This window comes from Flammeovirga kamogawensis (assembly GCF_018736065.1).
GTDB classification, from domain to species: Bacteria; Bacteroidota; Bacteroidia; order Cytophagales; family Flammeovirgaceae; genus Flammeovirga; species Flammeovirga kamogawensis.
In genome coordinates this window covers 3950980-3974731 of record NZ_CP076128.1, presented here as the reverse complement: position 1 = coordinate 3974731, position 23752 = coordinate 3950980, and the positions used below count along the sequence as shown (strand labels likewise).

19 protein-coding genes are annotated in these 23752 nt (G+C 32.7%); 3 read left to right on the top strand and 16 right to left on the bottom strand.

Going from position 1 to position 23752, the window contains the following annotated elements; all coding sequences use genetic code 11:
* The first annotated feature begins 137 nt into the window (after window positions 1-137).
* Together murA and glgX are read left to right on the top strand one after the other, a co-directional pair.
* Window positions 138-1457, top strand: coding sequence for a UDP-N-acetylglucosamine 1-carboxyvinyltransferase (gene murA / locus KM029_RS16095; RefSeq protein WP_144074218.1), 1320 nt, complete (start codon window positions 138-140; stop codon window positions 1455-1457).
* A gap of 77 nt (window positions 1458-1534) precedes the next feature.
* Window positions 1535-3613, top strand: coding sequence for a glycogen debranching protein GlgX (gene glgX, locus KM029_RS16090; RefSeq protein ID WP_144074217.1), 2079 nt, complete (start codon window positions 1535-1537; stop codon window positions 3611-3613).
* 79 nt (window positions 3614-3692) lie between these two features.
* Here glgX and KM029_RS16085 read toward each other — a convergent pair whose 3' ends face one another.
* The 12 genes from KM029_RS16085 to KM029_RS16030 all read right to left on the bottom strand — a co-directional run bounded on the left by KM029_RS16085 (window position 3693) and on the right by KM029_RS16030 (window position 17920).
* Window positions 3693-4544, bottom strand: a complete 852-nt coding sequence (locus KM029_RS16085; protein ID WP_144074216.1) for a hypothetical protein — start codon at window positions 4542-4544, stop codon at window positions 3693-3695.
* A gap of 112 nt (window positions 4545-4656) precedes the next feature.
* Window positions 4657-5349, bottom strand: a complete 693-nt coding sequence (locus KM029_RS16080) for an endonuclease V (RefSeq protein ID WP_144074215.1) — start codon at window positions 5347-5349, stop codon at window positions 4657-4659.
* Window positions 5350-5423: 74 nt separating this feature from the next.
* A complete protein-coding gene (mltG, locus tag KM029_RS16075) occupies window positions 5424-6482 on the bottom strand; it encodes an endolytic transglycosylase MltG (RefSeq protein ID WP_144074214.1) in 1059 nt (352 codons plus the stop codon).
* Between the two features lie 39 nt (window positions 6483-6521).
* A complete protein-coding gene (locus KM029_RS16070) occupies window positions 6522-7766 on the bottom strand; it encodes a M16 family metallopeptidase (protein ID WP_144074213.1) in 1245 nt (414 codons plus the stop codon).
* A gap of 247 nt (window positions 7767-8013) precedes the next feature.
* Entirely contained in the window at window positions 8014-10215 is a 2202-nt protein-coding gene (locus KM029_RS16065) for a CRTAC1 family protein (RefSeq protein WP_144074212.1), read from the bottom strand.
* Window positions 10216-10427: 212 nt separating this feature from the next.
* Window positions 10428-10745 carry an FtsB family cell division protein gene (locus tag KM029_RS16060; protein WP_144074211.1) on the bottom strand — a complete coding sequence of 106 codons (318 nt, stop codon included), beginning with the start codon at window positions 10743-10745 and terminating at the stop codon, window positions 10428-10430.
* A gap of 37 nt (window positions 10746-10782) precedes the next feature.
* Window positions 10783-12633, bottom strand: a complete 1851-nt coding sequence (locus KM029_RS16055; RefSeq protein ID WP_144074210.1) for a M1 family metallopeptidase — start codon at window positions 12631-12633, stop codon at window positions 10783-10785.
* 140 nt (window positions 12634-12773) lie between these two features.
* Window positions 12774-13160, bottom strand: a complete 387-nt coding sequence (locus tag KM029_RS16050; RefSeq protein ID WP_144074209.1) for a hypothetical protein — start codon at window positions 13158-13160, stop codon at window positions 12774-12776.
* 85 nt (window positions 13161-13245) lie between these two features.
* Window positions 13246-13635, bottom strand: a complete 390-nt coding sequence (locus tag KM029_RS16045) for a GtrA family protein (RefSeq protein ID WP_144074208.1) — start codon at window positions 13633-13635, stop codon at window positions 13246-13248.
* Window positions 13636-13733: 98 nt separating this feature from the next.
* Window positions 13734-15575: a DEAD/DEAH box helicase gene (locus KM029_RS16040; RefSeq protein ID WP_144074207.1), complete on the bottom strand. Its 1842-nt coding sequence runs from the start codon at window positions 15573-15575 to the stop codon at window positions 13734-13736.
* 273 nt (window positions 15576-15848) lie between these two features.
* On the bottom strand, window positions 15849-16424 hold the full coding sequence (locus KM029_RS16035; protein WP_144074206.1) for a hypothetical protein: 576 nt from the start codon (window positions 16422-16424) through the stop codon (window positions 15849-15851).
* A gap of 23 nt (window positions 16425-16447) precedes the next feature.
* Entirely contained in the window at window positions 16448-17920 is a 1473-nt protein-coding gene (locus tag KM029_RS16030) for a S8 family serine peptidase (RefSeq protein ID WP_158631082.1), read from the bottom strand.
* A gap of 309 nt (window positions 17921-18229) precedes the next feature.
* Between KM029_RS16030 and KM029_RS16025 the strand changes: the two genes are divergently transcribed.
* The gene (locus KM029_RS16025; protein ID WP_144074204.1) at window positions 18230-19525 is read left to right on the top strand and encodes an aminopeptidase P family protein; all 1296 of its coding nucleotides are present in this window, start codon (window positions 18230-18232) and stop codon (window positions 19523-19525) included.
* 80 nt (window positions 19526-19605) lie between these two features.
* Here KM029_RS16025 and KM029_RS16020 read toward each other — a convergent pair whose 3' ends face one another.
* The 4 genes from KM029_RS16020 to KM029_RS16005 all read right to left on the bottom strand — a co-directional run bounded on the left by KM029_RS16020 (window position 19606) and on the right by KM029_RS16005 (window position 23612).
* Entirely contained in the window at window positions 19606-20040 is a 435-nt protein-coding gene (locus KM029_RS16020; RefSeq protein WP_144074203.1) for a hypothetical protein, read from the bottom strand.
* Window positions 20041-20213: 173 nt separating this feature from the next.
* The gene (locus KM029_RS16015) at window positions 20214-20465 is read right to left on the bottom strand and encodes a NifU family protein (protein ID WP_144074202.1); all 252 of its coding nucleotides are present in this window, start codon (window positions 20463-20465) and stop codon (window positions 20214-20216) included.
* A gap of 35 nt (window positions 20466-20500) precedes the next feature.
* Entirely contained in the window at window positions 20501-21604 is a 1104-nt protein-coding gene (locus KM029_RS16010; protein ID WP_144074201.1) for an Mrp/NBP35 family ATP-binding protein, read from the bottom strand.
* Window positions 21605-21719: 115 nt separating this feature from the next.
* Entirely contained in the window at window positions 21720-23612 is a 1893-nt protein-coding gene (locus KM029_RS16005; RefSeq protein WP_144074200.1) for a helix-turn-helix domain-containing protein, read from the bottom strand.
* Window positions 23613-23752: the final 140 nt, after the last annotated feature.

Here is a 23752-nt window from a genome sequence, read left to right as displayed (position 1 = left end):
GATACTTTTCTTTTAAAAGTATCTCTTCTTATTTTTATAGGCACCCATTTTAAAATAATAGGTTACTAAAGTTAGTATTAATCAAAAAGAGGAGCGCATCTTCTAAAAGTAACCCTTAAATATAAAGTTATTAGACTATGTCAGCATCAACTGGATCTGGAGAATTTATTGTAGAAGGAGGCCATAAACTAAGTGGCGAAATTACACCGCAAGGTGCTAAAAACGAGGCGTTACAAATTTTGTGTGCCGTATTGCTTACAGAAGATAAAGTTACCATCCATAATATCCCCAATATTATTGATGTAATGAAATTAATAGATATTCTGGCTGATCTTGGTGTAAAAGTTAAAAAGTTAGGAGAAGGTTCTTACGAATTTGAAGCTAAAGACATTAACATTGACCATTTACATTCTAAAGAATACTCTGATAAAGCTTCAAAATTAAGAGGCTCTATAATGGTTCTCGGACCGTTATTGGCTCGTTATGGTGAAGGTAAAATTCCTAAACCAGGTGGAGATAAAATTGGGAGAAGAAGACTAGATACTCACTTTTTAGGGTTTAAAAAGTTAGGAGCTAAATTTGAATATACAGATGATGGTTTCTTTAAAATTGATGCTACTCATTTAGAGGGTACATATATTTTATTAGACGAACCTTCTGTAACAGGAACTGCAAACATTATTATGGGTGCAGTAATGGCAAAAGGTAAAACTACTTTATACAATGCAGCCTGTGAACCATACATTCAACAACTCTGTAAGATGTTGAACAGAATGGGCGCAAATATTACAGGTTATGGCTCTAACTTACTCTCTATAGAAGGTGTAAGTAAGTTAGGAGGCACAACGCACACAATGCTTCCTGATATGATTGAAATTGGTAGTTTTATCGGATTAGCTGCAATGACACAATCTGAATTAACTATCAAAAATTGTAGAATTGATGAATTGGGACAAATTCCTACAGTATTTAAGAGGTTAGGAATTGAAATGGAATTTAGAGGAGATGATATCTATATTCCTGCTCAAGAACATTATAGTTTAGACCGTTTTATTGATGGTTCTATTCTTACTGTTGCAGATGGACCTTGGCCTTTATTTACGCCAGATTTATTGAGTATTGTACTTGTAGTTGCTATTCAAGCAAAAGGAACAGTACTTGTGCATCAAAAAATGTTCGAAAGTCGCCTTTTCTTTGTTGATAAATTAATTGACATGGGGGCTCAAATCATTTTAAATGATCCACATAGAGCAACCGTAATTGGATTAGATAGAACATCTAACTTAAGAGGTATTCAAATGAGTTCTCCAGATATTCGTGCTGGCCAAGCATTATTAATTGCCGCACTATCTGCAGAAGGAACTAGTGTAATTTCTAATATCGATCAGATAGATAGAGGTTACCAATTTATAGATGAACGTTTGAGAGCTATTGGAGCTAAGATTGAGCGTCGTTAATTACAAGACTAAAGAGGAGTTAACGATTAGCTCCTCTTTATTTTTTACATACTTTTTAGAAAAATAAAGCGAAAGCGATGAGTGTGAAATATTCCAAAGGTAACAGTTACCCATTAGGAGCTACAGTTACTAATGAAGGAACCAATTTTTGTATCTACTCTAAGGGTGCTACAGTTATTGAACTACTACTATTTACAGACAAAGATAGTCCAAGACCTTTTCAGGTTATTAGATTAAATCCAGATACCAACAAAACATTCTATTACTGGCATGTATTTGTTGAAGGTGTTGGACACGGACAAGTATATGGATACCGTGCTTTTGGAGATTTCATACCAGAAAAAGGACATTGGTTTGACGGTAGTAAGGTTTTAGTAGACCCTTATGCAAAAGCCGTTTGCATGAATGATAAGTACTCTAGAAAAGCTGCAATGCGCCCTGGAGATAACTGTATTCATGCCTTAAAAAGTATTGTTATAGATGATAGTAAATATGATTGGGAAGGTGATAAACCGCTTTCAAGACCGTATTCTAAAACTATTATCTATGAAATGCATGTTGCAGGTTTTACTAAAGACCCTTCATCTGGATTAGATCAGAATAAAAGAGGTACTTATAAAGGACTAATTGATAAAATTCCTTACCTACAAGAATTAGGTATAACAGCTGTTGAGCTTTTACCTATCTATCAATTTGATCCGCATGATGCGCCAAAAAATAGAATTAACTATTGGGGATATAGCCCAGTAAATTTCTTTGCTCCGCACAATGCCTATGCAATGGATAAAAATGATCCTACAAGCCCAGTAAATGAGTTTAAGGATATGGTAAAAGCATTGCATAAAGCTGGTATCGAAGTAATTTTAGATGTTGTTTACAATCATACCACAGAGGTAGGCCCAAAAGAAGGACCAACAATTAATTTTAAAGGCCTTGATGCAACAACCTACTATATTACTGATAAGGAAAATAATAATGAATTTTTAGATTTCTCTGGTTGCGGTAATTCATTTAATGCCAATCATTCTGTTGTTAGAAGAATGATTATGGACTCATTACGTTACTGGGTATCTGAAATGCACGTTGATGGATTCCGTTTCGACTTAGCGTCAGTACTTTCTAGAGATGAATATGGTAACCCTTCTGAAAATCCTCCAATTTTATGGGAGATTGAGTCTGAACCAATTCTTGCAGGAACAAAAATGATAGCTGAAGCTTGGGATGCCGCAGGATTATACCAAGTAGGTTCTTTTGTTGGTGACAGATGGAGTGAATGGAACGGTGTGTACCGTGATGTACTCAGAAGGTTTGTAAAAGGAGACAATGACCTTGTTGGTGCTTTTGCAGGCTGTGTAGAAGGATCACATCATATTTTTAAAGAACAAGAAGATAGAGACCCAAACAGAAGTATAAACTTTATTACTTGTCATGATGGTTTTACTATGAACGATTTAGTTTCTTATAATGAGAAACATAATCTTGCTAATGGCGAACATAATAATGATGGTAGTAATGATAACTTTAGTTGGAACCATGGTAATGAAGGTTTTGCTGAAAACGGGGAAGTAGACAATCTGAGACAACGTCAAATGAAAAACTTCTTCACTTTATTATTACTATCACAAGGTACGCCTATGATATTAATGGGTGATGAAGTTCGTAAAACACAACATGGTAATAACAATGCGTATTGTCAGGATAATGAACTGAGTTGGTTTAATTGGAACGATCCAGAACAGAATAGTGAAATGCTTCGTTTTACAAAGCTCCTTATCCAATTCAACTTAAAGCATGAAGTATTCCAAACTGAGCGTTTCTGGAGTTCTAAAGCTAGAGCAAGAAGACCAATTATTACATGGCATGGTGTAGAATTTGATTATCCTGATTGGAAAGGAAATTCTCATGCAATTGCCTATATGCTTACTTCTCCTAATACTGGAGAGCAGCTTTTTATAATGGTCAATGCATTTTGGGAAAAACTAGAATTTGAAGTTCCAGAACCTACGATAGATGCTAAACATACACAATGGAAAGCAATTATTGATACTGGTAAACCTTCACCTTATGATATTTGTAGCGAAGAAAAAGCTCCTATTATAGTACCAGGTGTATATGGGTTAGAAGCTAGATCGGTAGTTGTCTTACAATCTGTATAAATATAAAGGTCCTCTTCAAAAAGAATGAAGAGGACCTTTTTTGAAATGTTTTTTATAAAATAAGCATTCACCTTACAGGTTACCTTTTATTTTCTTCTTTAACTACTTTACCAAAAGAATCGATCAGTAACTTATCCATGTTATCACTTTCAAACACTTCTTTTAATTTACCCTCAACCTCTTTTGTTGATACTTTATCTCCATACCATTTCACAAAAATCTTTGCTCGTTTTCCTTCCAAATATTTTTTACCTTCTACCGCATCTCTTTGTCTTTGAGGTGCTAAAAGTTTGTAAGGAAAACCATACGTATATTCTTCATAAATATAAGTTCCCTTTTTAGAAATTTCAGGCTCTAAAAAAGTTTTAAATTTTCCAGGAGTTGCAGAATCTCTAGTATTCCTTGAAATACGAATTGCTATTTTAACGCTATCAACACCCTCTATATTTATGTTATGTATTGTAAGTGTTTCAAACTTTTCAACACTTTGTCCACTAATATAAAAAAACATAAAAAAAGCAGTAGACAAAATTAATGTCAAAACCTTAGCAAGGTAAATCAATTTATTGGTATGATGACTTTCTACCTTTTCTGTTTTTCTTTCTACCTGAAAACTACCAATTTGATCTTCTTCAAATACGACATTGTCATCATCCAATACCCTAGATTTATAAGGTAAAATGAATGATGTAATTACAATAAATAAAATAGAAAAATAGAAAGATATAGAAAATGGTTCTGTTTTCTGATTAAAAATTATCTCTAGTATCCCATTAAAAAGTAAACTAATAAACCCTATAAATAGAGTATAAATTAAACTTAACACAAAAGGACGGAGTTTCTTTGGAATTCTATTCTTCTGAGAAGTTATCACTTTTTGGGTTTTTGATACCTTTGTTGTTGATCTATTTTTAGTAGTAACTTCAAACATTTTAATCTTAGTTATGCAGTAAACTGTAGTTTTATATTATCACACTACTAATGTACGACATCGCAAAGATAAATGTTTAAATACAAACAGTTTAAATTCTAAACATTTCTTATCAACTAATTAGCTCAAATTCACCATCTTCACCTTTAGATGCTTTTCTTACAGCTTGGTCTGCTCTTCGTATCGGTTCAAAAATCCTATAATCCCCGTGAAATTTCTTAATTAAATAGATCGTAGAATCTAAACTAATCAAATGGCCAGGACTGATAAAAATTGGTTTTACATTTTTATTACTTCTAAAGGCAACTCCTACAACCTCATCATCTAAAAGCATTGGAGATATACTTCCTTTAGCACCTCCTAAATCACCTACATAAGAAACTAATGGCTTTTTAGCACATCCAATTGTCGGAATATTAATTTGTAAACCAAGCCAACATGCTATTCCAAATTTTCTAGGATGAGCCAAACCATGACCATCAACTATAACTAATGATGGCTTTAATTTTATTTTCTTATTTAAATATTGTAGACAGGCAACTAAAAGAGGTCCTTCATAATAGGCAAAATAGCCAGATTCATAAGGTGTTGTTGGTAACTCATGAACGGTTACAAAAGTATTTACCCATTCACCTGTTTTTCCATTTATAATATCACAAGATACAAATGCACAATCTTCGGTATAAGCTACATCCATACTACAAACAGCATCGTTAGCTCCTAACTTTAAAGGAGCATCATTATCTGAATGAATAATTACTTTTTTAGCTAATACCTCTTGTTCTAGGTCTCTATCCTCTCTCATATTACTATTCTAAATAAAAAAATAAAGACAAGATTTATATATCTTGCCTTCATTTAAAATAGATTTATTACCTATTATTTATAAACTCTTTTCTTATTTAATGCATTCTGATAAATACGCGCATATCTATTGTGCTCTGATAATGTTTTTGAGAAATGATGATATCCCGAAAAGTCTGCATCAGCAACCATATACATGTATTTATGTTTCACTGGGTTTAACACTGCATTCATAGCCTGAGTAGAAGGTATTCTAATAGGGCCAGGAGGTAAACCAGTATGTTTATATGTATTATAAGGAGATTTTACTTCTAGATGTTTATTCAATACACGTTTTACATCAGTAAAATTCTTTACCATACCTACTTCTACTGCTGCATATACAACCGTTGGATCTGATTGTAATGGCCAGTTTTTATTTAAACGATTAATATATAGTCCAGCTACTTTAGGCATTTCATCAGCTTTCACCGTTTCAGATTCTACAATAGAAGCTAATATCTGAACTTGAAAAGGAGTTAATCCAATTTTTTCTGCCTTTGCATCTCTTGCATCATTCCAAAAACGATCGTGTTCTTTCTTTAATCTCTTAACTAAACTTTTAGCAGAAATAGTCCAATACACTTCGTAGGTATTCGGAATAAAAATACTTTTTACAGAAAGTGAGTCTAACCCTAATTCATCCAAGAATTCTTTATCTGTAACAACATCATAAAACTCTTCGGGTGTAATTTCTAAACGTTGAGTAATTCGTTCAGCCACATCCCAAGTGGTTCTTGCATTGTTAAATGTTATTTTTATTGGAGTTTGAGCACCAGATCTTAAAAACCTTACTGCTTCATTATTTGTCATTTCGGGCTTAAGAACATACAAACCCGCTTTTATATTCTCGTTATATTTTAATGCTTTACTCACAAAACGGAATGGTACTAATTCAGATATAAAATCATATTTCTGTAAAGTATCTGTTACGTCTTGAATAGTAGCATTATGTGGTATTCTAATGACCTTACGCTCTTGTTGCCCAACTAAGATGTTAGGAGTAAAAAAAACTTGATAAAAATAAACTATCAAAGAAATTGAAAAGACTGAAAAGCCTACAAATAAAAAAATACGTATGTTACCTTTTACCATTGTATAAAATATGTTTACAACTCTAAAATGAGTGCTTATTTACTTTTTAGATTCTGGGTGATAAATTAAAGTAGTCAATCTGTCTTCTGCAAACATTTCGTTCGCTACTTCAATTAAATCTTCTGATGTAATTGCCTGAATTTGTTGGAAAATTTCTTCTAAAGATTCAAATTTCTCTTTGTCCAGAAGTCCTTTACCCATACCTAACATAATAGATAGGTTACTTTCACCAGACATTGCAATTTGCCCCATTATCTGCTGTTTTGCAGATCTCAATTGCTGAATACCTAATTTTTTATCTCTTAAAGAGGTTAATTCTTTATGTACTAATTTCAGGCATTTATTTAGCTTCTTCTCTTCTGTAGCAAAGTATATGCTAAACTGACCACTATCTAGATATGCTGATGAACCCGCTGAAATATCATATACATAACCGTACTTTTCTCGGATGCCTAAATTTAATCTCGAATTCATTGCAGGACCTCCTAAAAGATTCGTCAATAAGAAGAATGGCATTCTTTTTTTATGATGTAGACGGTAAGATTCTGCTCCTAGCATAACATGTGATTGTGTTATTGGTTTAGTCTTTTCTACAAAAGTAGGTTTATACCCTGTAAATATTTCTCTTGATCTATCTTTCTTTGCTTCTTTTACACCTCCAAAATATTTTTCTACAATACTTACAACCTTATCAAAAGGAAGGTTTGATATTGAAGATATTACTACTTGATGTGTATCAACATTCTGATCTATAAAATCAAAGAAATCTTGTTGCTTAAAGCTGTTTACACTTTCAATAGTACCTAATATGTTTCTTCCTAAAGGATGGTTAGGGAAAATCAACTCATCAAATTCATCTCCAATAGAATCTGCAGGGTCATCTCTATATAAAGCCATCTCTTCTAAAATGACAGAACGTTCTTTTTCAATTTCTTTTACAGGGAAATTGGAGTTAAACGTTAAGTCTGATAAGACATCTACAGATTTCTCGAAATGTTGAACTAAAGTAGAAGAATAAAAATGAATCTTCTCTTTAGAGGTGTAAGCATTTAGTTCACCCCCAACAGAGTCTATACTATTTAATATATGATACGTTTTTCTCTTGTTTGTTCCTTTAAAAGCCATATGCTCCCAGAAATGAGCAATGCCTTGCTGAGCTAGCGTTTCGTCTCTACTACCAACATTAATTGCTACTCCACAATGGGCTAACTTTGTTGACTTAATTTGTTTATGTATAATTCTGATACCGTTACTTAAACGGTGTATCTGAAACTTTGTATCCATTAAGTTGTCTTTACTCCACTTTCATCAATAAGCAAACTATTTATTGTTTACTTATGTTTCACTACCTCAAAATATTGAGCCTGCAAATTTAGCTATTATAGTCCATTGTTTTAGTTAAAGCACTTAAGTATTTAAGAAAATTATATTTAAATAAGAAGAATCAATTCTATGTCAGTTTTTTTTAGAAAAAAAGGCTAGTAAAAATTACTACCCTTTTCTATTCGTTGTTATTATTTACTATTTTATTTTAATTTATTTTGGGAGTAGAAACTACTCTATTTATTGCAGGATTATTAATAATATATTGTTCACCATTTCTCCATTTAATAGTTACTTTGTTTACTTTATCTTCAACTCCTAATCCAAAATGGAGGGTATTTAATAAACTTTGAGAGTGTATTTCTCCTGCAGAACCTACTCTTTTTTTATAAGTATTAGAAGCTGTTTCTACAACAACAATTGCAGCCATTGGATCTACATTTTTCTTTTCACTATAATTTACATTTACTTGTAAAAAGTTGTAATCATTATTGTTAGATGTTTTATATAGATACCACTTACCGTAATTATCACTTCCACTCAATATGTCAACATTACCATCTAAATCATAATCAAATGCTTGCCCCATATCGCCATGTCCTTTATCATTAATATCCATAGCTCCGTGAGATGTAGTTAGTTCAAATTGCCCTTTGCCATTATTTAGTAACAACCAATCTGTTACTCTTGATTGTAAAAAACCAAATCTATAAACAAATAAATCTGTGTTTCCATCATTGTTAAAATCAGCAACAGTTACCCCTTGGTGACTTCCTCCTTTTGGAATATTCCATTCTTCAGATTTATCAACAAAACCATTTCCATTATTTTTTAATAAAAGATCTTGAACGTTTCTATTCTGTGGATCCCACTCTGTAGTTACACTTTGAATTCCTGAAATTGTCAATCTAACGTCCCAATAAATATTTTTTTTCCTTACCCATTCTACTTTCCATTTTCCACTGCCTAAATAACCAAAATACCATCCATTTTTTGTCCGTTCTACAGGCCATCCTTCAGCCATTTCTTGTGTTATTGTTAAAGAGTCTACTTCTTTTATGTTGGTAAAAGCCATTTTTTTATTCCCTACATAAACCGGAAAACCTTCATCATACATTCTATACCACAAAAACATTTTAGATAGAATAATATCTCCTGAAGCTTCGAAGTCCATACTTGTAACTCCTTTATTCCCTTCATCTCTTATATCTACTTTTTGAAGAATTGGGTCAAAATCAAAAGACTTATTTGCGGTTTGATAATATGTTTTTCCTCTGCTTAGGTACAAATCTAAATAACCGCTATTGTCAATATCAATTGCAGCAGCACCCGTTATATATTCTACATTCTGTAGTTTTTTAGATAACCATTTCTCACTTACATCAGTAAAAGTAAAATCAGCATTCCCTTTCCAAACAGAAAGTGGTTCAAATAAAATCAGATCGTCTACTTGGTCATTATTGATATCAGTAACTAAAACACGTTCCCCTTTAGCTTTCTCTATTCCCTCAGACTTTATGTTTTGAAACTTACCGTTACCTAAATTCTCATAAAGTATATGTTGTGCTCCATCAGAAGCATTTATTCCCTCTGCATTGATAAAAAGTAGATCAAGATCTCCGTCCAAATCCATGTCAATCCAACGCACAGATCTGCCTCTAGCACCCAAAGTTATTCCTACTTCTTTAGATACATGTGTAAAAGAACCATTGTCATTTCTGAGTAAATGTGGTGGCTGAGGATCTGTCCCATTCCCTCCTCCCTGAGATATTAAAATATCTAAGTCTCCATCATTATCATAATCAGCTACAGCAGATCCATGAATATCCCATTTCATTAAAGGAGTGTCATTTTCTTCCACTTTACCATTGCCTTTATTCCAAAAGAGTTTAGCAGGAACTTTATCATGGTTATTTAATACAAAATCGTAATATCCATTATTATTAATATCACCAATTGATGGACCTCCATATTTCCAGGTAACTTCTGTAGTAAAACCTGACTCTTCTGAAACATCCTTAAACTGAGGAATGTTCACCCCTTCGTAATCAGAAATTTTGAGTTGATGAAGAACGATTTCGCTTCCTTTATTTATGAAAGAAAGCTCTTTAACTCCTATACATTTAAAATCTATTAAGACCGAAAAGGTGTGTCTTCCTTTATTCGGAATATCAAGTTCATCCAATAATATATTTTCATTTTCTTTAATAGATAAATTGGCATAAGAACCTTTACATTCTATATCTAGAAATACTTTTTTTACAGTTGAATTTTCTACTTTATATGTATAATTATAAAGAGCTGTATTGAGTGTCACTGCTGATTTTAATACAGATGTACCTAAAGGTGAACACCCTCCTAATAGTAAATAAATGGATAGTATGAAGAGTAAAGTTGCTTGTTTATTCATTACGATTGTATTTGCTATCACTTGATTAAAAAATTTGATAACAAATACTCTTTTATAAATCAGAATGACTATTTATACCACTAGACAAAAAATCAACAATGGGTATTTTCATCATCATATTCAATTAAATACATAGAAAAAGGAAGCAATCAGTAATAAAAATTGCATAAAAAAAATCACCACTAATAATTAAATATTAATGGTGATTCTCTTTATTTCTCTTTTGAAAGATCTTTGATTACGTAAACATCTTCGCCTTTCTTTCTGAGTAGGTACTTTTCTCTTGCAAACTTTTCTAATTCTCGGTCATTCGTATTAAGTTCTCTCATCTTCCGATTCAAGTCTTTAATTTCTGACTTATAATACGTTTCCTGATTTTTCAACTCTTGTTCTTTCGCTTTCTGATTCCTTCTTCTAAAAAGATTATCATTATCAAAAAATGAAATCCAAACTAAAAAAACAAGTGCTGATAAAACGTAAAAGTTTTTTAGGTAACCTACCCAATCTATATTTTTAGGTCTATTCGACATAATTTATTGCTCGTACAAAATGTAATCTGAGAAAGGATTAAAGTCCTGCTCCTTCTTCTACTATGTAAGATACTTCAAGAACATTATTAGTCCTATCAATATCTGCAACTTTTTGCGAAGGGTCTATCTCAACACGCTTTAATTTCTTTCCTTTTGTAGGAACTGCAATCGTGTAATGAGGGTGAGTCCAAGGCCAATCATCTAATTGCACCCAATTTCCTTCAATTTCAGATTTTTTTCCTCCTCTCATAATTCTAAGAGGCATATAATAAGTTGTTTCAGAATTATCATCAAGAGAAACTTTTACTTCCATTGGCATTGGCATTTTACCAATTCGCTCTAAAGTAATATAAGTTGTATCTCCTTCTGTAAAGGTATTTTGCACACCGTAATCAACAGTTTTAGTAGAATACACAAAATATTGCTTATACCACTGTAATTGTAACCCAGATTCTTTTTCCATTACTCGAATAAAATCATTCGCATTAGGATGCTTAAATTTCCATTCTTCGTAATATCTCTTAAACCCTTTATCAAAAGTTTCTTGACCAACAATGTAACTCAATTGATGTAAGAATACAGCTCCTTTAGAATACGATGCTATTGAATAAGCTGCATTCTTCTCAAAATGATCTGCATGAGTACTTAAAGGTTCTTCAATTCCTCTTTTTACAACATAGAAATAAGATTTATAAGATCCACCATGGCCATCATCCTTGCCATTTACATTCTCTTCTATCTCATTTCCAATATAAGAGTTAAATCCTTCATCCATCCAAGCGTATAAACTTTCGTTTGTAGCCAAAACAAACTGAAACCAACTGTGCAACATTTCATGAACCGTAACACCTACTAAACTATTTAGGTTTCTTTTACCTGTAATTAAGGTAAGCATTCCGTATTCCATTCCACCATCACCACCTTGAACAACACTATACACTTTGTATGGATACTTTCCTACACGTTTGTTTGTATATAAAATAGCTTGTTCTAAATAATCTGGTAATTTATTCCAAACATCATCAATTCCTTGGTTTTTCTTCCAGAAGAAATGAAGCTCTGGACCGTTCTCCATCTCCACAATTTTATGATTAAAATCTGGGTCTGCAGCAAAAGTAAAGTCATGAACCTCAGGTGCTATAAAATGCCAAGTTAATTTACCATTTTTAGATTTAGCACCCTTTTTAATTCCTTCGTAGCCATGCCCAACATCTTCTGCATTCTGCAAATAACCTGTTGCTGCAACTACGTATTTTTCATCTAAAGTAAGTTTTACATCAAAATCACCCCAAATACCATAAAATTCACGTCCTACATAAGGGTCTGGATGCCAGCCTTCATAATCGTATTCAGCTAATTTAGGATACCACTGTGCCATTGAATAAGCAACACCTTCTTTATTATCTCTACCTGTTCTACGAACTTGAATTGGCACTTGCCCTTCAAAATCCATTACAAAGGTTGTTTTACTTTTTGGTAGAATAGGTTTATGTAATGTTACCTCTAAGATTGTACCTACATTTTTATAGTCTACAGGTTTGCCATTTTGTTTTAATGATAATACCTTCTCGTAACCTATTTCTTCTTCTGTAAGTTTAGAGATTCTATCTTTTACCCTTCCATCAGGGTCTTCAATTGTTCTAGATCTCACATCCATCATGCTACCCGGCTGGAAAGCATTAAGGTATAAATGATAATATACTTTGTATAAGGTATCCGGAGAGTTATTATAATACTCTATTTTTTGATTGCCTTTAAATTTATGGGTGTTTACATCGAGCTCAACATCCATTTTATAATTGGCTCTTTGTTGCCATCTATCTGATTGTGCTTGTATTCCAATTGATACAAGACAAAGTATCATTAATGTAAAAAAATACTTCTTCATTGAAGGAATTATATAGGATGATTTGTTATTAAGTCTATTTATGGGTGCAAAATACAAAAGAAAATAATCTGATAAAGTATTCTTATCGATTAGATGTTAAATGCCCCTTTATTAGATACGATTTTATTATAAAATCGCATTTATGCTAACATTGTGGTTAGTTCACTAATTTTTTGATGACGTACAAATGAGAAAGTCATTACATCTACATCTTCAATTTTTTGATACAATCTTAGTGCTGCTTCTAAATATTTACGTTCACCAGTTACTTTGCCTTTAGAGGCCAAAGCATCAGTAAGTAATTCTAGTTGTATAAAGTCTAATTTAGCTGATAAATCCATTACTTTTAAGATCATTTCCTCTGCATTGTCATCAGGGCTAATTTTTATGATCTCTGTGATATATTTATCTATTGTAGATTCTATTTCATCTCTATGTAACCGCCAATCTAAACCTTGGAAACGAAGCATTAATTTCTCCAAATCCTTGATTAATCTTTTGATATAATCTCTTTTATCTTGAAGCATGGTAATTTTGATTGATGAGTAAAAGCAAACTATTGGACTTATAATTTAATCAAATAATAGGTTTGACCACTTAACTTGTCCAAATTTATTCGCCAAATGTAAAAATCAAATTCCCAAAGAAATTCCAAATCATTACAACGCCAATTGCTAATACTTTTGAGATATAGAAATTCAATTTAAACTTCTCGTGCAATAACCATATTATAGCATTGCTAAAAGCTAACCCAATAATTGATACTGTAAAAAATTTAATAAACTGAATACTTACATTAGAATCATGACTTTGAAAAGTCCATATTCTATTTAGTATATAATTACTTGTGGCAGCCAATACAAAACCTGTACTGTTTGCTAAATATTTATGTCCTTTAAGTTTTTCTTTGATAAGATAAGTAACCCCGAAATCAATAAATGTCCCCGAGAATCCAACAACTCCAAATTTTAAAAACTTCCAGAATAATGCTTCCCAATTCATATAAACTTAAGCAGACTAAAAATAAAATATCTTGCAAATTAAAAAAGATCGGGAATAAACATCCCCGATCTTCAATATATCTATACCCTAATGGGAGCTTAGTCTTTATTGTACTTACGACGTCCGCCTCCGCCGCCATTTCCACGACGATCACGGTCTCCACCGCCTCCACCGTAGCCACCACGACGACGATCTCCACCGCCACCACGACGATCTCCGCCACCGTAGCCTCCACCGCCACGACGGCCTCCGCCGCCACCGCTGAATCCACCACGACGACGATCTCCGCCACCACGACGACCTCCGCCGCCTCCAGCACCGTTAGATACCTCTACATCGATCTTACGACCATTGTATTCTAAGCTACCCATGCCAGAAATAACATCTTGATCTCTACCTTCTCCCACTTCAAAGAATGAGAAGTTTTGCTTAAGATCAATACGTCCGATGTCGATACGATCACCTTTAACACCTTTGTTAATTAGTTCAATTAACTCTTTAGGGCTAACTTCATCACGTTTACCAAGATTAATAAAGAATCTTGTGTAACCAGATTCAGCAGATCTACGGTTGTTTTCTCCACGCTCACGGCTGTTAGAATTATCTCTTCTATCGTTTGCGTTAAGATCTCTTGCACCTCTATAGTAATCTAAGAAACGGTTAAATTCTAAAGCAACAAATCTATTTACAATTTCTTCGCGGCTTAAGTCTTCTAATTTCTCGTATACTTTTGGTAAGTATTGCTCAATTTCTTCTTCTACCATTTCTACTGAGTGCATACGGTCCACTAAGTGGAATAACTGACGCTCACAGATTTGTGGTCCAGAAGGAATTGGATCGGTAATAAATGTTTGCTTGATTACACGTTCGATAGCTCTCAAACGGTGCTTTTCACGCATGTGAACGATAGCAATAGAAGTACCATCACGACCAGCTCTACCTGTACGGCCAGAACGGTGATTGTACGTTTCGATATCGTCTGGAAGATTGTAGTTAATTACGTGAGATAAATCATTTACATCAAGACCACGAGCAGCTACATCTGTTGCGATTAATAACTGTAATGTTCTTTGACGGAATTTACCCATTACGTAGTCACGTTGTGCTTGAGATAAGTCACCATGTAATGCATCTGCATTGTAACCATCTTGCATTAAACGTTCTGCTACATCTTTTGTCTCTTGTCTAGTACGACAGAAAACAATACCATAAACATTTGGGTTGTAATCCACTACACGTTTTAAGGCTTCGTAACGATCGCTCGCTCTTACCATATAACAGTAATGTTTTACATTTTTATTACCTGTGTTTTTTGTGCCTACAGTAACTTCCTTAGGATCAGTCATGTAGTTAGAAGCGATACGTGCCACTTCTCTTGGCATAGTTGCTGAGAACAACCACACATTTTTATCTTCAGGAGTTTCATCTAAGATTGCATCAAGCTCATCTTTGAAACCCATTTTAAGCATTTCATCTGCTTCATCCAATACAACAGTTTCAACTGCAGAAATATCTGTTTTATTTCTACGAATTAAATCGTGCATACGACCTGGAGTTGCCACAATAATATGTGCTCCACGGTTTAATTGACGAATTTGTTGATCGATTGGAGATCCTCCGTAAACTGCTACAATTCTTAAACCAGGAATCTTTTTTGCGAAATTCTCTAAGTCTTTTGCAATTTGTAATCCAAGTTCACGTACAGGACATAAGATTAAACCTTGCGTTCTTTTATCCGACACATCTACGCGATGAAGGAGTGGAAGGCCGAATGCCGCAGTTTTACCAGTACCTGTTTGTGCTAAACCAACTAAGTCTAATTCCTCTGTAAGAAGTGTTGGTATTACTTCTTCTTGGATTGGTGTTGGTTGTTCAAAACCGAGCTCTGCTACTGCTTCTTGCAATTCTTCTTTAAGCCCTAATTCACTAAATTTTGCCATTTCTTGTTTTTTAGAACGCTTCCTTCCTTGTTTCTCTTCTCTGTTTGAGGCGGACAGCCTCAAGCTATGATGATGTGGACAAAAGCGCTAACGTTTTTTCTAATAGGGTGCAAAGGTAAGTGATTTATAGAATCTTTTCCTCTTATGTCTCACAATCGTTACTGTTTATATCAATTTATTGTCTATTTTTTCCATCATTAACAAAAAAAGAGGCATTTCAGCCTCTCTTTTTTTTGTTTTTTTTGATTCTAAAGTTTAAAACTGTAAGTGTCTTTAATACACCAAGTTACCTTTGACAGCGTAGTTTTTTTCTCCTAAAAAGAGAATAGTTTCTGCTCCAGCCAAAGAATACCTCTTTAATTTTTGATTCATGGTAAACTCTAACCTCCCTTCTTTTTGTGAAGAAAATAAAGAGTTATCAGTAAACATTTTAAATGCTACAGATATAAGCTTACCATTCTTGTCTTCAGATAGTTCTAGCCATCTTACAAGTTCACGTGGTCCATTGGCTTCATACCTTGTCACCTTAAGACCATCATCCTTATTTGTAATTACAGTTACGTAGCTGTCTTTTAAGACAGGTCGGTTAATATCTGCTTGAGCAAATACTTCCAATTCTTTTTCCCAATCGATGTCTTTAACATCAATAACATCTTTTTCTCCATCGTAGTCAATTTCTTTTTCTACAGAAGGAGATTTTCTATCTAAATCTGCTACGGCACTGTCTATTAAACTTGCCAGATCAAAATAGTATACCTGTTCACTATCATGGATTTTATCAATCTGTGAACAATTTGTTAGTAAAAAGATGTTAGTAAAAATTAAGCTAATGCGAACGAACAACTTCATGTATTATGTGTTTTGATAGTTAATTACTTTTTCCAAAAAACTTCAATATGTCGTTTTCCTGTCCAAAGAGTGGTACTGATAGCTTTTTTAGGTTTTTTAACTAACCAAGTACCTTCCTTCAAATATATAAATTCTTGCTTAATTACAATAGTTTCAGACTCTTTATGATAAGCTATTAACAGAGTTCCTTCATTATTTGCCTCTTTTACTTTTATTTTCTTCTCATTATAAGCACTAATTTCTGTTACTGAAGGTTTTGAAACTTCATCACCTAAAATATGAATCGCTTTGGCTGCATCAGGAACTCCATAACCAATAAAATTATTTGCATAAGGATAAAACCAAGAAGATTGAATTATTGCTCCTCTTATTTCTGCTGCTGTAGCTGTAGGTTTATACTGCCATAAACAAGCAGCTAGTCCTGTTATTACAGGTGCTGAAAATGATGTACCAAACAATGAAAAACAAGAAACTTCTGGTTTTACGTAATTAAGTTGTTCAGGACCAATACTACTATATGATGCTTTTGTTCCAGTTTTAGTTGTGGCACCAATACTTAAAACACCTCTTGCATCAGCTGGGGCACTCACTACTTTCCATTTATTGTTTTCCCCTTCATTTCCTGCTGACACAACCAACAAAACATTCTTTTCTTCTGCTGCAATCTCTGCTGCTCTAGTTACCATAGATGTTTTACCATCCATATCTTTTGGAGAGTAATTTTCTTTCGGGTCATCAAAACCAATAGAATAACCTAAAGAACTATTTATTAAATGGATATCCAAAGAGTCAACCATCCATTCTAATGCTGCAATCCAATTTTCTTCTTCAGATCTATTTTCAGTATCACCATTATCTGTTCTTGCTAAAAAATAGGTTGCTTTATCAGCTAGACCGTACCTCATATGATCATCTTTTCCTCCTATCATTCTAAAAACAGAAGTTCCATGACTATCAGACCCCGTTCTTTTACTATTAAAAAATATATTTTCTGAAGTTTCAACTCCAGCTACATAATCTTTAAAACCTTGAACACGATCTTCTTCAAAGATAATTTTCAAATAATCATTGGTGTTCGATTTCCAAAAACCTGCATCAATAATTCCTATTTTTACACCTTTCCCATTTAAAGATGAACTATATAAAGTATCTGGATTGATTTGAATTAATGCATAAGAAGATCGTTTTACGTCTTTGTATGTATTTGATGCTAACTTCCAGTTTCTATTCACTGGCTTTATTTCTTTTATATAAGGTAGCGATGACAGTTTATTTAGATCAGTAGTAGATTTAATTTCTACAGTAATAGCATTAAGCCAGTTAGAAGTAGTCTTTTCATAAAAACCCATTTGATGTAGTTCTTCTAGATAACTTTCGCATATAGATAGGTTAATAATATCTAAATTATCATGTTCGCATTTTTCATCAAATACTAGCCAATACCTGTTCTCTGTCTGAGAAAAAGCTACAGAAAAGTTTACAACTTTGATTATCAATAGTATAAATAGACTTTTTTGTAAAATGGTAGTTGTTATGAATTTATGTTTAATAAAAAATTGGTAAATCATATAGTTTTAAAAAATCAACGGAAGAAGTAAATTAGGTATTGCAATCTTATATTTAGTACAATACACATTTTATGGTTAGAATTTCTATTCTAATTTAGACTGTAAATGTTGTAGTAAAAAGATTTAAGTAAACATTATTCGATTATTTCTAATAAAATGATTTAACTTCCATTCATAATCGGGTAAATACATTATTTATTGGAATTAACGTCACATACTATATAACATATTATTGAAATGAGATACGACAAAATCGATCCGAAATTATTTATTGAAAACCGTAAACGCTTTGTAGAAAGATTAAAACCTAGTTCTGTAGCTGTTTTCAATTCTAATGATATTATGCCAACAAGTGCAGATGGTACAATGCCATTTATTCAGCACACAGATATTTTTTATCTAAGTGGTATCGATCAAGAAAAAAGTATTTTAGTAATCAATCCTGATGCAAAAGACCCTGCCCACAGAGAGATCTTATTCTTAATTGAAACAAATGATGAGATTGCTATTTGGGAAGGTGCTAAATTAACTAAAAAGCAAGCTACAGAAGTTTCTGGTATTGAAACTGTATTATGGTTGTCAGATTTTGAAACAACTTTTAAATCTTTAGTATTTGATGCAGAAAACATCTACTTAAATACAAATGAACACCTCCGTGCAGATACCACTGTTCAAACACCTGATGATAGATTTAGAATTGAGTGTAAAAAACAATACCCTCTTCATAATTACATGCGCTTAGCACCAATTATGCATGATTTACGTACAATCAAGTCTCAACCAGAAATTGATGTAATGCAAAAAGCATGTAACATCACTGAGCAAGGTTTTAGAAGAGTACTTGCTTTTACTAAGCCAGGTGTAAAAGAGTATGAAATTGAAGCAGAAATTACACACGAGTTTGTTCGTAATGGCTCTAGAAGACACGCTTATACACCAATTATTGCTTCTGGTTTTAATGCCTGTGTACTTCATTATATTGATAACGATCAAGTATGTAAAGATGGTGATCTTTTACTAATGGATTTTGGCTGTGAATACGGAAACTATGCTTCTGATTTAACACGTACAATTCCTGTAAATGGTAAATTCTCTGAGCGTCAAGCTGCTGTTTATAGTGCTGTTTTACGTGTACATAAAGCTGCAGCAAAAATGCTTGTTCCTGGTAACAATCTTGTAGACTACCATGTTGAAGTTGGTAAACTTATGACTGAAGAATTATTAGGTTTAGGATTAATTACTGCAGATGATGTTGCTAATGAAGATCCTAAATGGCCTGCATATAAAAAATTCTTTATGCACGGTACTTCTCATCATATTGGGGTAGATGTACATGACTATGGAAATAGATACAAAACATTCGAAGCTGGAATGGTATTTACAGTAGAACCTGGTATCTATATTCGTGAAGAAGACATGGGTATTAGAATTGAAAACGATTATGTTATTCAAGAAACTGGAGATCCATTTGACTTAATGCGTAATATTCCATTCGAAATTGAGGAAATTGAAAGCTTAATGAACAAAGCTTAGTTTCTAAATTTAATATAAAAGTAAAGCCCTTATTTCTTTTTTTAAGAAATAAGGGCTTTACTTTTAGCTAGGTCTTTTCATTAAAAATAAAAAGAATCTAATATTCTATCTGAAGCTACTTTCATAATCAATGTCTCGTTTTTATCATACATAAAAATTGTGCATTTATATGTATTTGACCTTCCTTCCTCGTATGCCACTTTTAAGGTATTTCCATTAGAATTAACAACACTATATTTTACGATACAGGCTTGTTCAGTTTTAAAATCGCTTTCAAAAGCTAATTCATAACTTCTTGTTCTTTCTTTATATTGATTAAATAATTGAAGAGTTGAACCTTCTAATCTTACAAAATCTATATCGTGGTCTTTTAATCCTAAAACTTCATTTACTTCTAAATGTGTTGGATGATCTAATAAATAATAAGGATCATCTGGATTGATGCTTGTAATATCTTGAGCGTTAACAAAAGATGAAAATAACATAACAACGAAAATAGTATAAAGAGATTTCATAATGATTTTTTTTTAAATGTACTGATGATGTGATAGTTATATAACGATATCGACCAAGCCTTTAATTGTCATTATTTAATCAAAATATTACAATAAATGATTTATTGTATACAAAAAGAGCCACCTAATTACATTAGATAGCTCTTTCTATAGATTATTTGGTATAGAAATTATTATTCTTCTACAGCCATATTAATGGCCTCAACCTTAACAACTTCTGGTACAGCATTGATAATTGCCTGTTCAATTCCTGCTTTCAATGTCATTGCAGACATAGGACAAGAACCACAAGCACCCAAAAGCTCTACTTTTGCAATGCCATCATCAGTTACTTCTGTAACTTTAGCATCTCCACCATCAGCTTCTAAATAAGGGCGAATAGTATCTAATGCTTTTTCTACTCTTTCTATTAATGATTGACTCATATATCTTTAACCTTGAGGTTTATACATCATTCTAATTATTCCCAGGTTTTGATCTCTACTCGATCTGTCTCTGGTAACTCAGCGTTACGAATAGCAATATTTCTTGCTAATTCTTCTGCAATCTCCACAAACGATTTACCTGCAGGGTTTCCTTCTTCCATTACTACAGGTACACCGTCATCTCCACCTTCACGAACACTTTGTACCAAAGGAATTTCACCTAAAAATGGCACCTCATATCTACGTGCAAATGTTTTTCCTCCATCTTGCCCAAATAAATAATATTTATTATCTGGTAATTCAGCAGGAGTAAAATAAGCCATATTTTCTACCACACCCAAAATTGGTACGTTTACATCTTTAGAGGCAAACATTTTATAACCACGTACAGCATCTGCTAATGCTACTTTTTGAGGTGTTGTTACAATTACAGCTCCTGTAACTTTTGCTGTTTGTACTAATGATAAATGGATATCACCTGTACCTGGAGGTAAATCAATTAATAAATAATCTAAATCTCCCCAATCTGTATCCATAAAGAATTGACGAATTGCAGAGCTGGCCATTGGACCTCTCCAAACAACAGCATTATCTGGTGATGTTAAGAAACCAATTGATAATAACTTTACTCCATATTTTTCAATAGGAATAATAATATTTTTATCGCCTCTTTGAACAACACCTGGCTGAGCATTCTCACAATTAAACATTGTTGGAATAGAAGGACCATAAATATCGGCATCCATTACACCTACTTTTGCACCTGTTTCGGCTAATGCCAATGCTAAGTTTGCTGTAACAGTAGATTTACCGACACCACCTTTACCAGATGAAATAGCGATTACATTCTTCACACCTGGTAAAACAGGGCCATTTTGTTTAATGGATGTAACTTCTGCAGTCATGTTTACTGTAATCTCTAAATTATCAGCAACATCCCTGTAAATTGCATCTTCGCAACGCTTTCTGATTAATTCTTTTAACGGACAAGCAGGTGTAGTTAACACTACTGTAAAAGACACTTTGTCTCCTTCTACTTCAACGTCGCGAATCATGTTCAGCGTTACTAAATCTTTTTTTAAATCTGGCTCTTCAACTGTTGATAAAGCCTTCAGAATATCTTCCTGAGTATATGCCATGGTCTTCTTTGTCCCAAAACTGTTTAATCCTCACAAAATTAACACGAAAAGATGAATGATGCATTATCTTTATTTAGATTAATTTTTAATTTGGTAAGATTAACAGTAAAACAACTCATTTTGAGACCTCTGTGAGTGTTTTTAGCATTGAAAAATACTGTGTTGGTGTTTTTGACGTCTCTTTTTTGAACGCTCTATTAAAGGCTGTTTTAGAATTAAAGCCTACATTATATGCATGCCCTAAGTAAGTCAGCTCGTTATCTACATCTCCATTTACTGCATCTACAAACGCTTCCACCCTATAGGAATTTACAAAGTCATAAAAGTTTTTCTTGTATCCATCGTTAATTACTTTGGATAAATCATGCGTATTTGTTTCTAATATTTTTGCTAAATCAGGTAATGTTAAACGAGCATTTTCATAAAGTCGTTCCTCACCCATTTTAATTGCTAGATCATTTTTTATTGCAATAAGATCTGATGATAACTCTTTAACTACTTCTTGCTCTACTTTCTCAGAACTTATTACTGCACTTTGAATATTATCAGGGAAATTAATCACTTCCGATATACGTAATATTTCAGGTTGATTCATTGCATAGTATCCCATAACAAAAGAAATACTTGCAATCATAAACCATAATGTATCCGATAAAAATTCTATTAAATTTTGAGGGTTATAATCAAATAAATAATGAGCACTACCTACTATATATAACATGCCCCAAATAAGTAAACAACCGGCATAAACAGCCATTACACCGCTCAAATAATTTAAGTTTCTTTCTTCTGATAGGACTTCTACATTATTTACTTTCTGACGATCTAATACTTGCTTACATTTCCACCAATAATAGATATTAAAGAGCAAGCCTAAACCTCCAAAAAGATTAAATAACCAATTAAATTCTTTATCTAAAACACCGTTTATAAATTCTTCATTTGGCATTGCCAACAAAGGTATATAGGTAATTATTTGCATTCCAAAAGGAACAAACCTATAAAAGAGATCTTTACGTGCAGATTCTGAATCTGTTAATTGCTTGATGTAGAAATAAAATAATGGACTATATAGGAAAAGTAATAATTCTGGTACTAAATATACTTTAGGAAACTCATGGAACATATCTCTATAGTACATTGCCACTCTTGACATTAATGCTATTGATGTCAAGAAAATCAACCCCATCAATATTAAATTTGCTTGACGGTTATTGTCTTGAATACTAAAAATAGAAAGTATTAAAACTATACCTTGAAACGCTCCAAGTAATAGTAAAAACATATAAGGAGTCATCGTATTCCCTGAAAGATCTTCCCAACTACTTACCTTAATTTCTTTTTTCCAACCATCTACGTTTACATCATAAACTCTATTCTCAATAGCTCGACCATTTTCCCTTCCTTCGACAGACTCCCAAGAACCTCTTGTTATTTTATAATTAAATTTTTGAACTCCTATTGGCAATGTGATATAGTAATTACCATCAGGATGTTTATTTAATTTACTTTCAACATCATTTGTACTCCAATTATTAAAATCTCCAGTAACAAATAAAGTTGCATCATAAGGAGTTTCTTCTGGTACATCTTGAACTATTAGTTGTACTCTATTTAAGAATTGTTTTGCTTTATCTTGCCATGATAAAATCTTAATATCAACTTCGTTTGGGCTTGAAGCATCATAAACTCTATTAGATTTTATTTCACCAACATCATTGCCTTCAACACTTTTCCAATTACCTCTGGTAAATTTATACTGAAAGCTTTCTGTTTGTTTTGGTAAACGTATATAATATTCTTTACCATTTTTCTTTAACTGAAAATTTGGATCATTTGGTGCCCATTCATTTAACGATGTCACTAAATAGATAGCTGCTGTTTTTGGTGTATAAACAGGATATTCCTTTATAGTGAATGTAATAGAATCTGTTTGAGCGAGCGAATTGTAATTTGTAAAAAAAGTACACAGAGAAAAAATAAATAGAATAGTAATTTTATTATTCATAGACATTGTTAGTAGTGTTGTAAAATTAGACCTCAAAAAATAAATTAGTAGTTGATTTATAAGTTTAGATAATATTATTGTCAACATCAACAAAAAGTATAATTATCTTATTTTTAATGTTATAAAAACACTTTTTATTA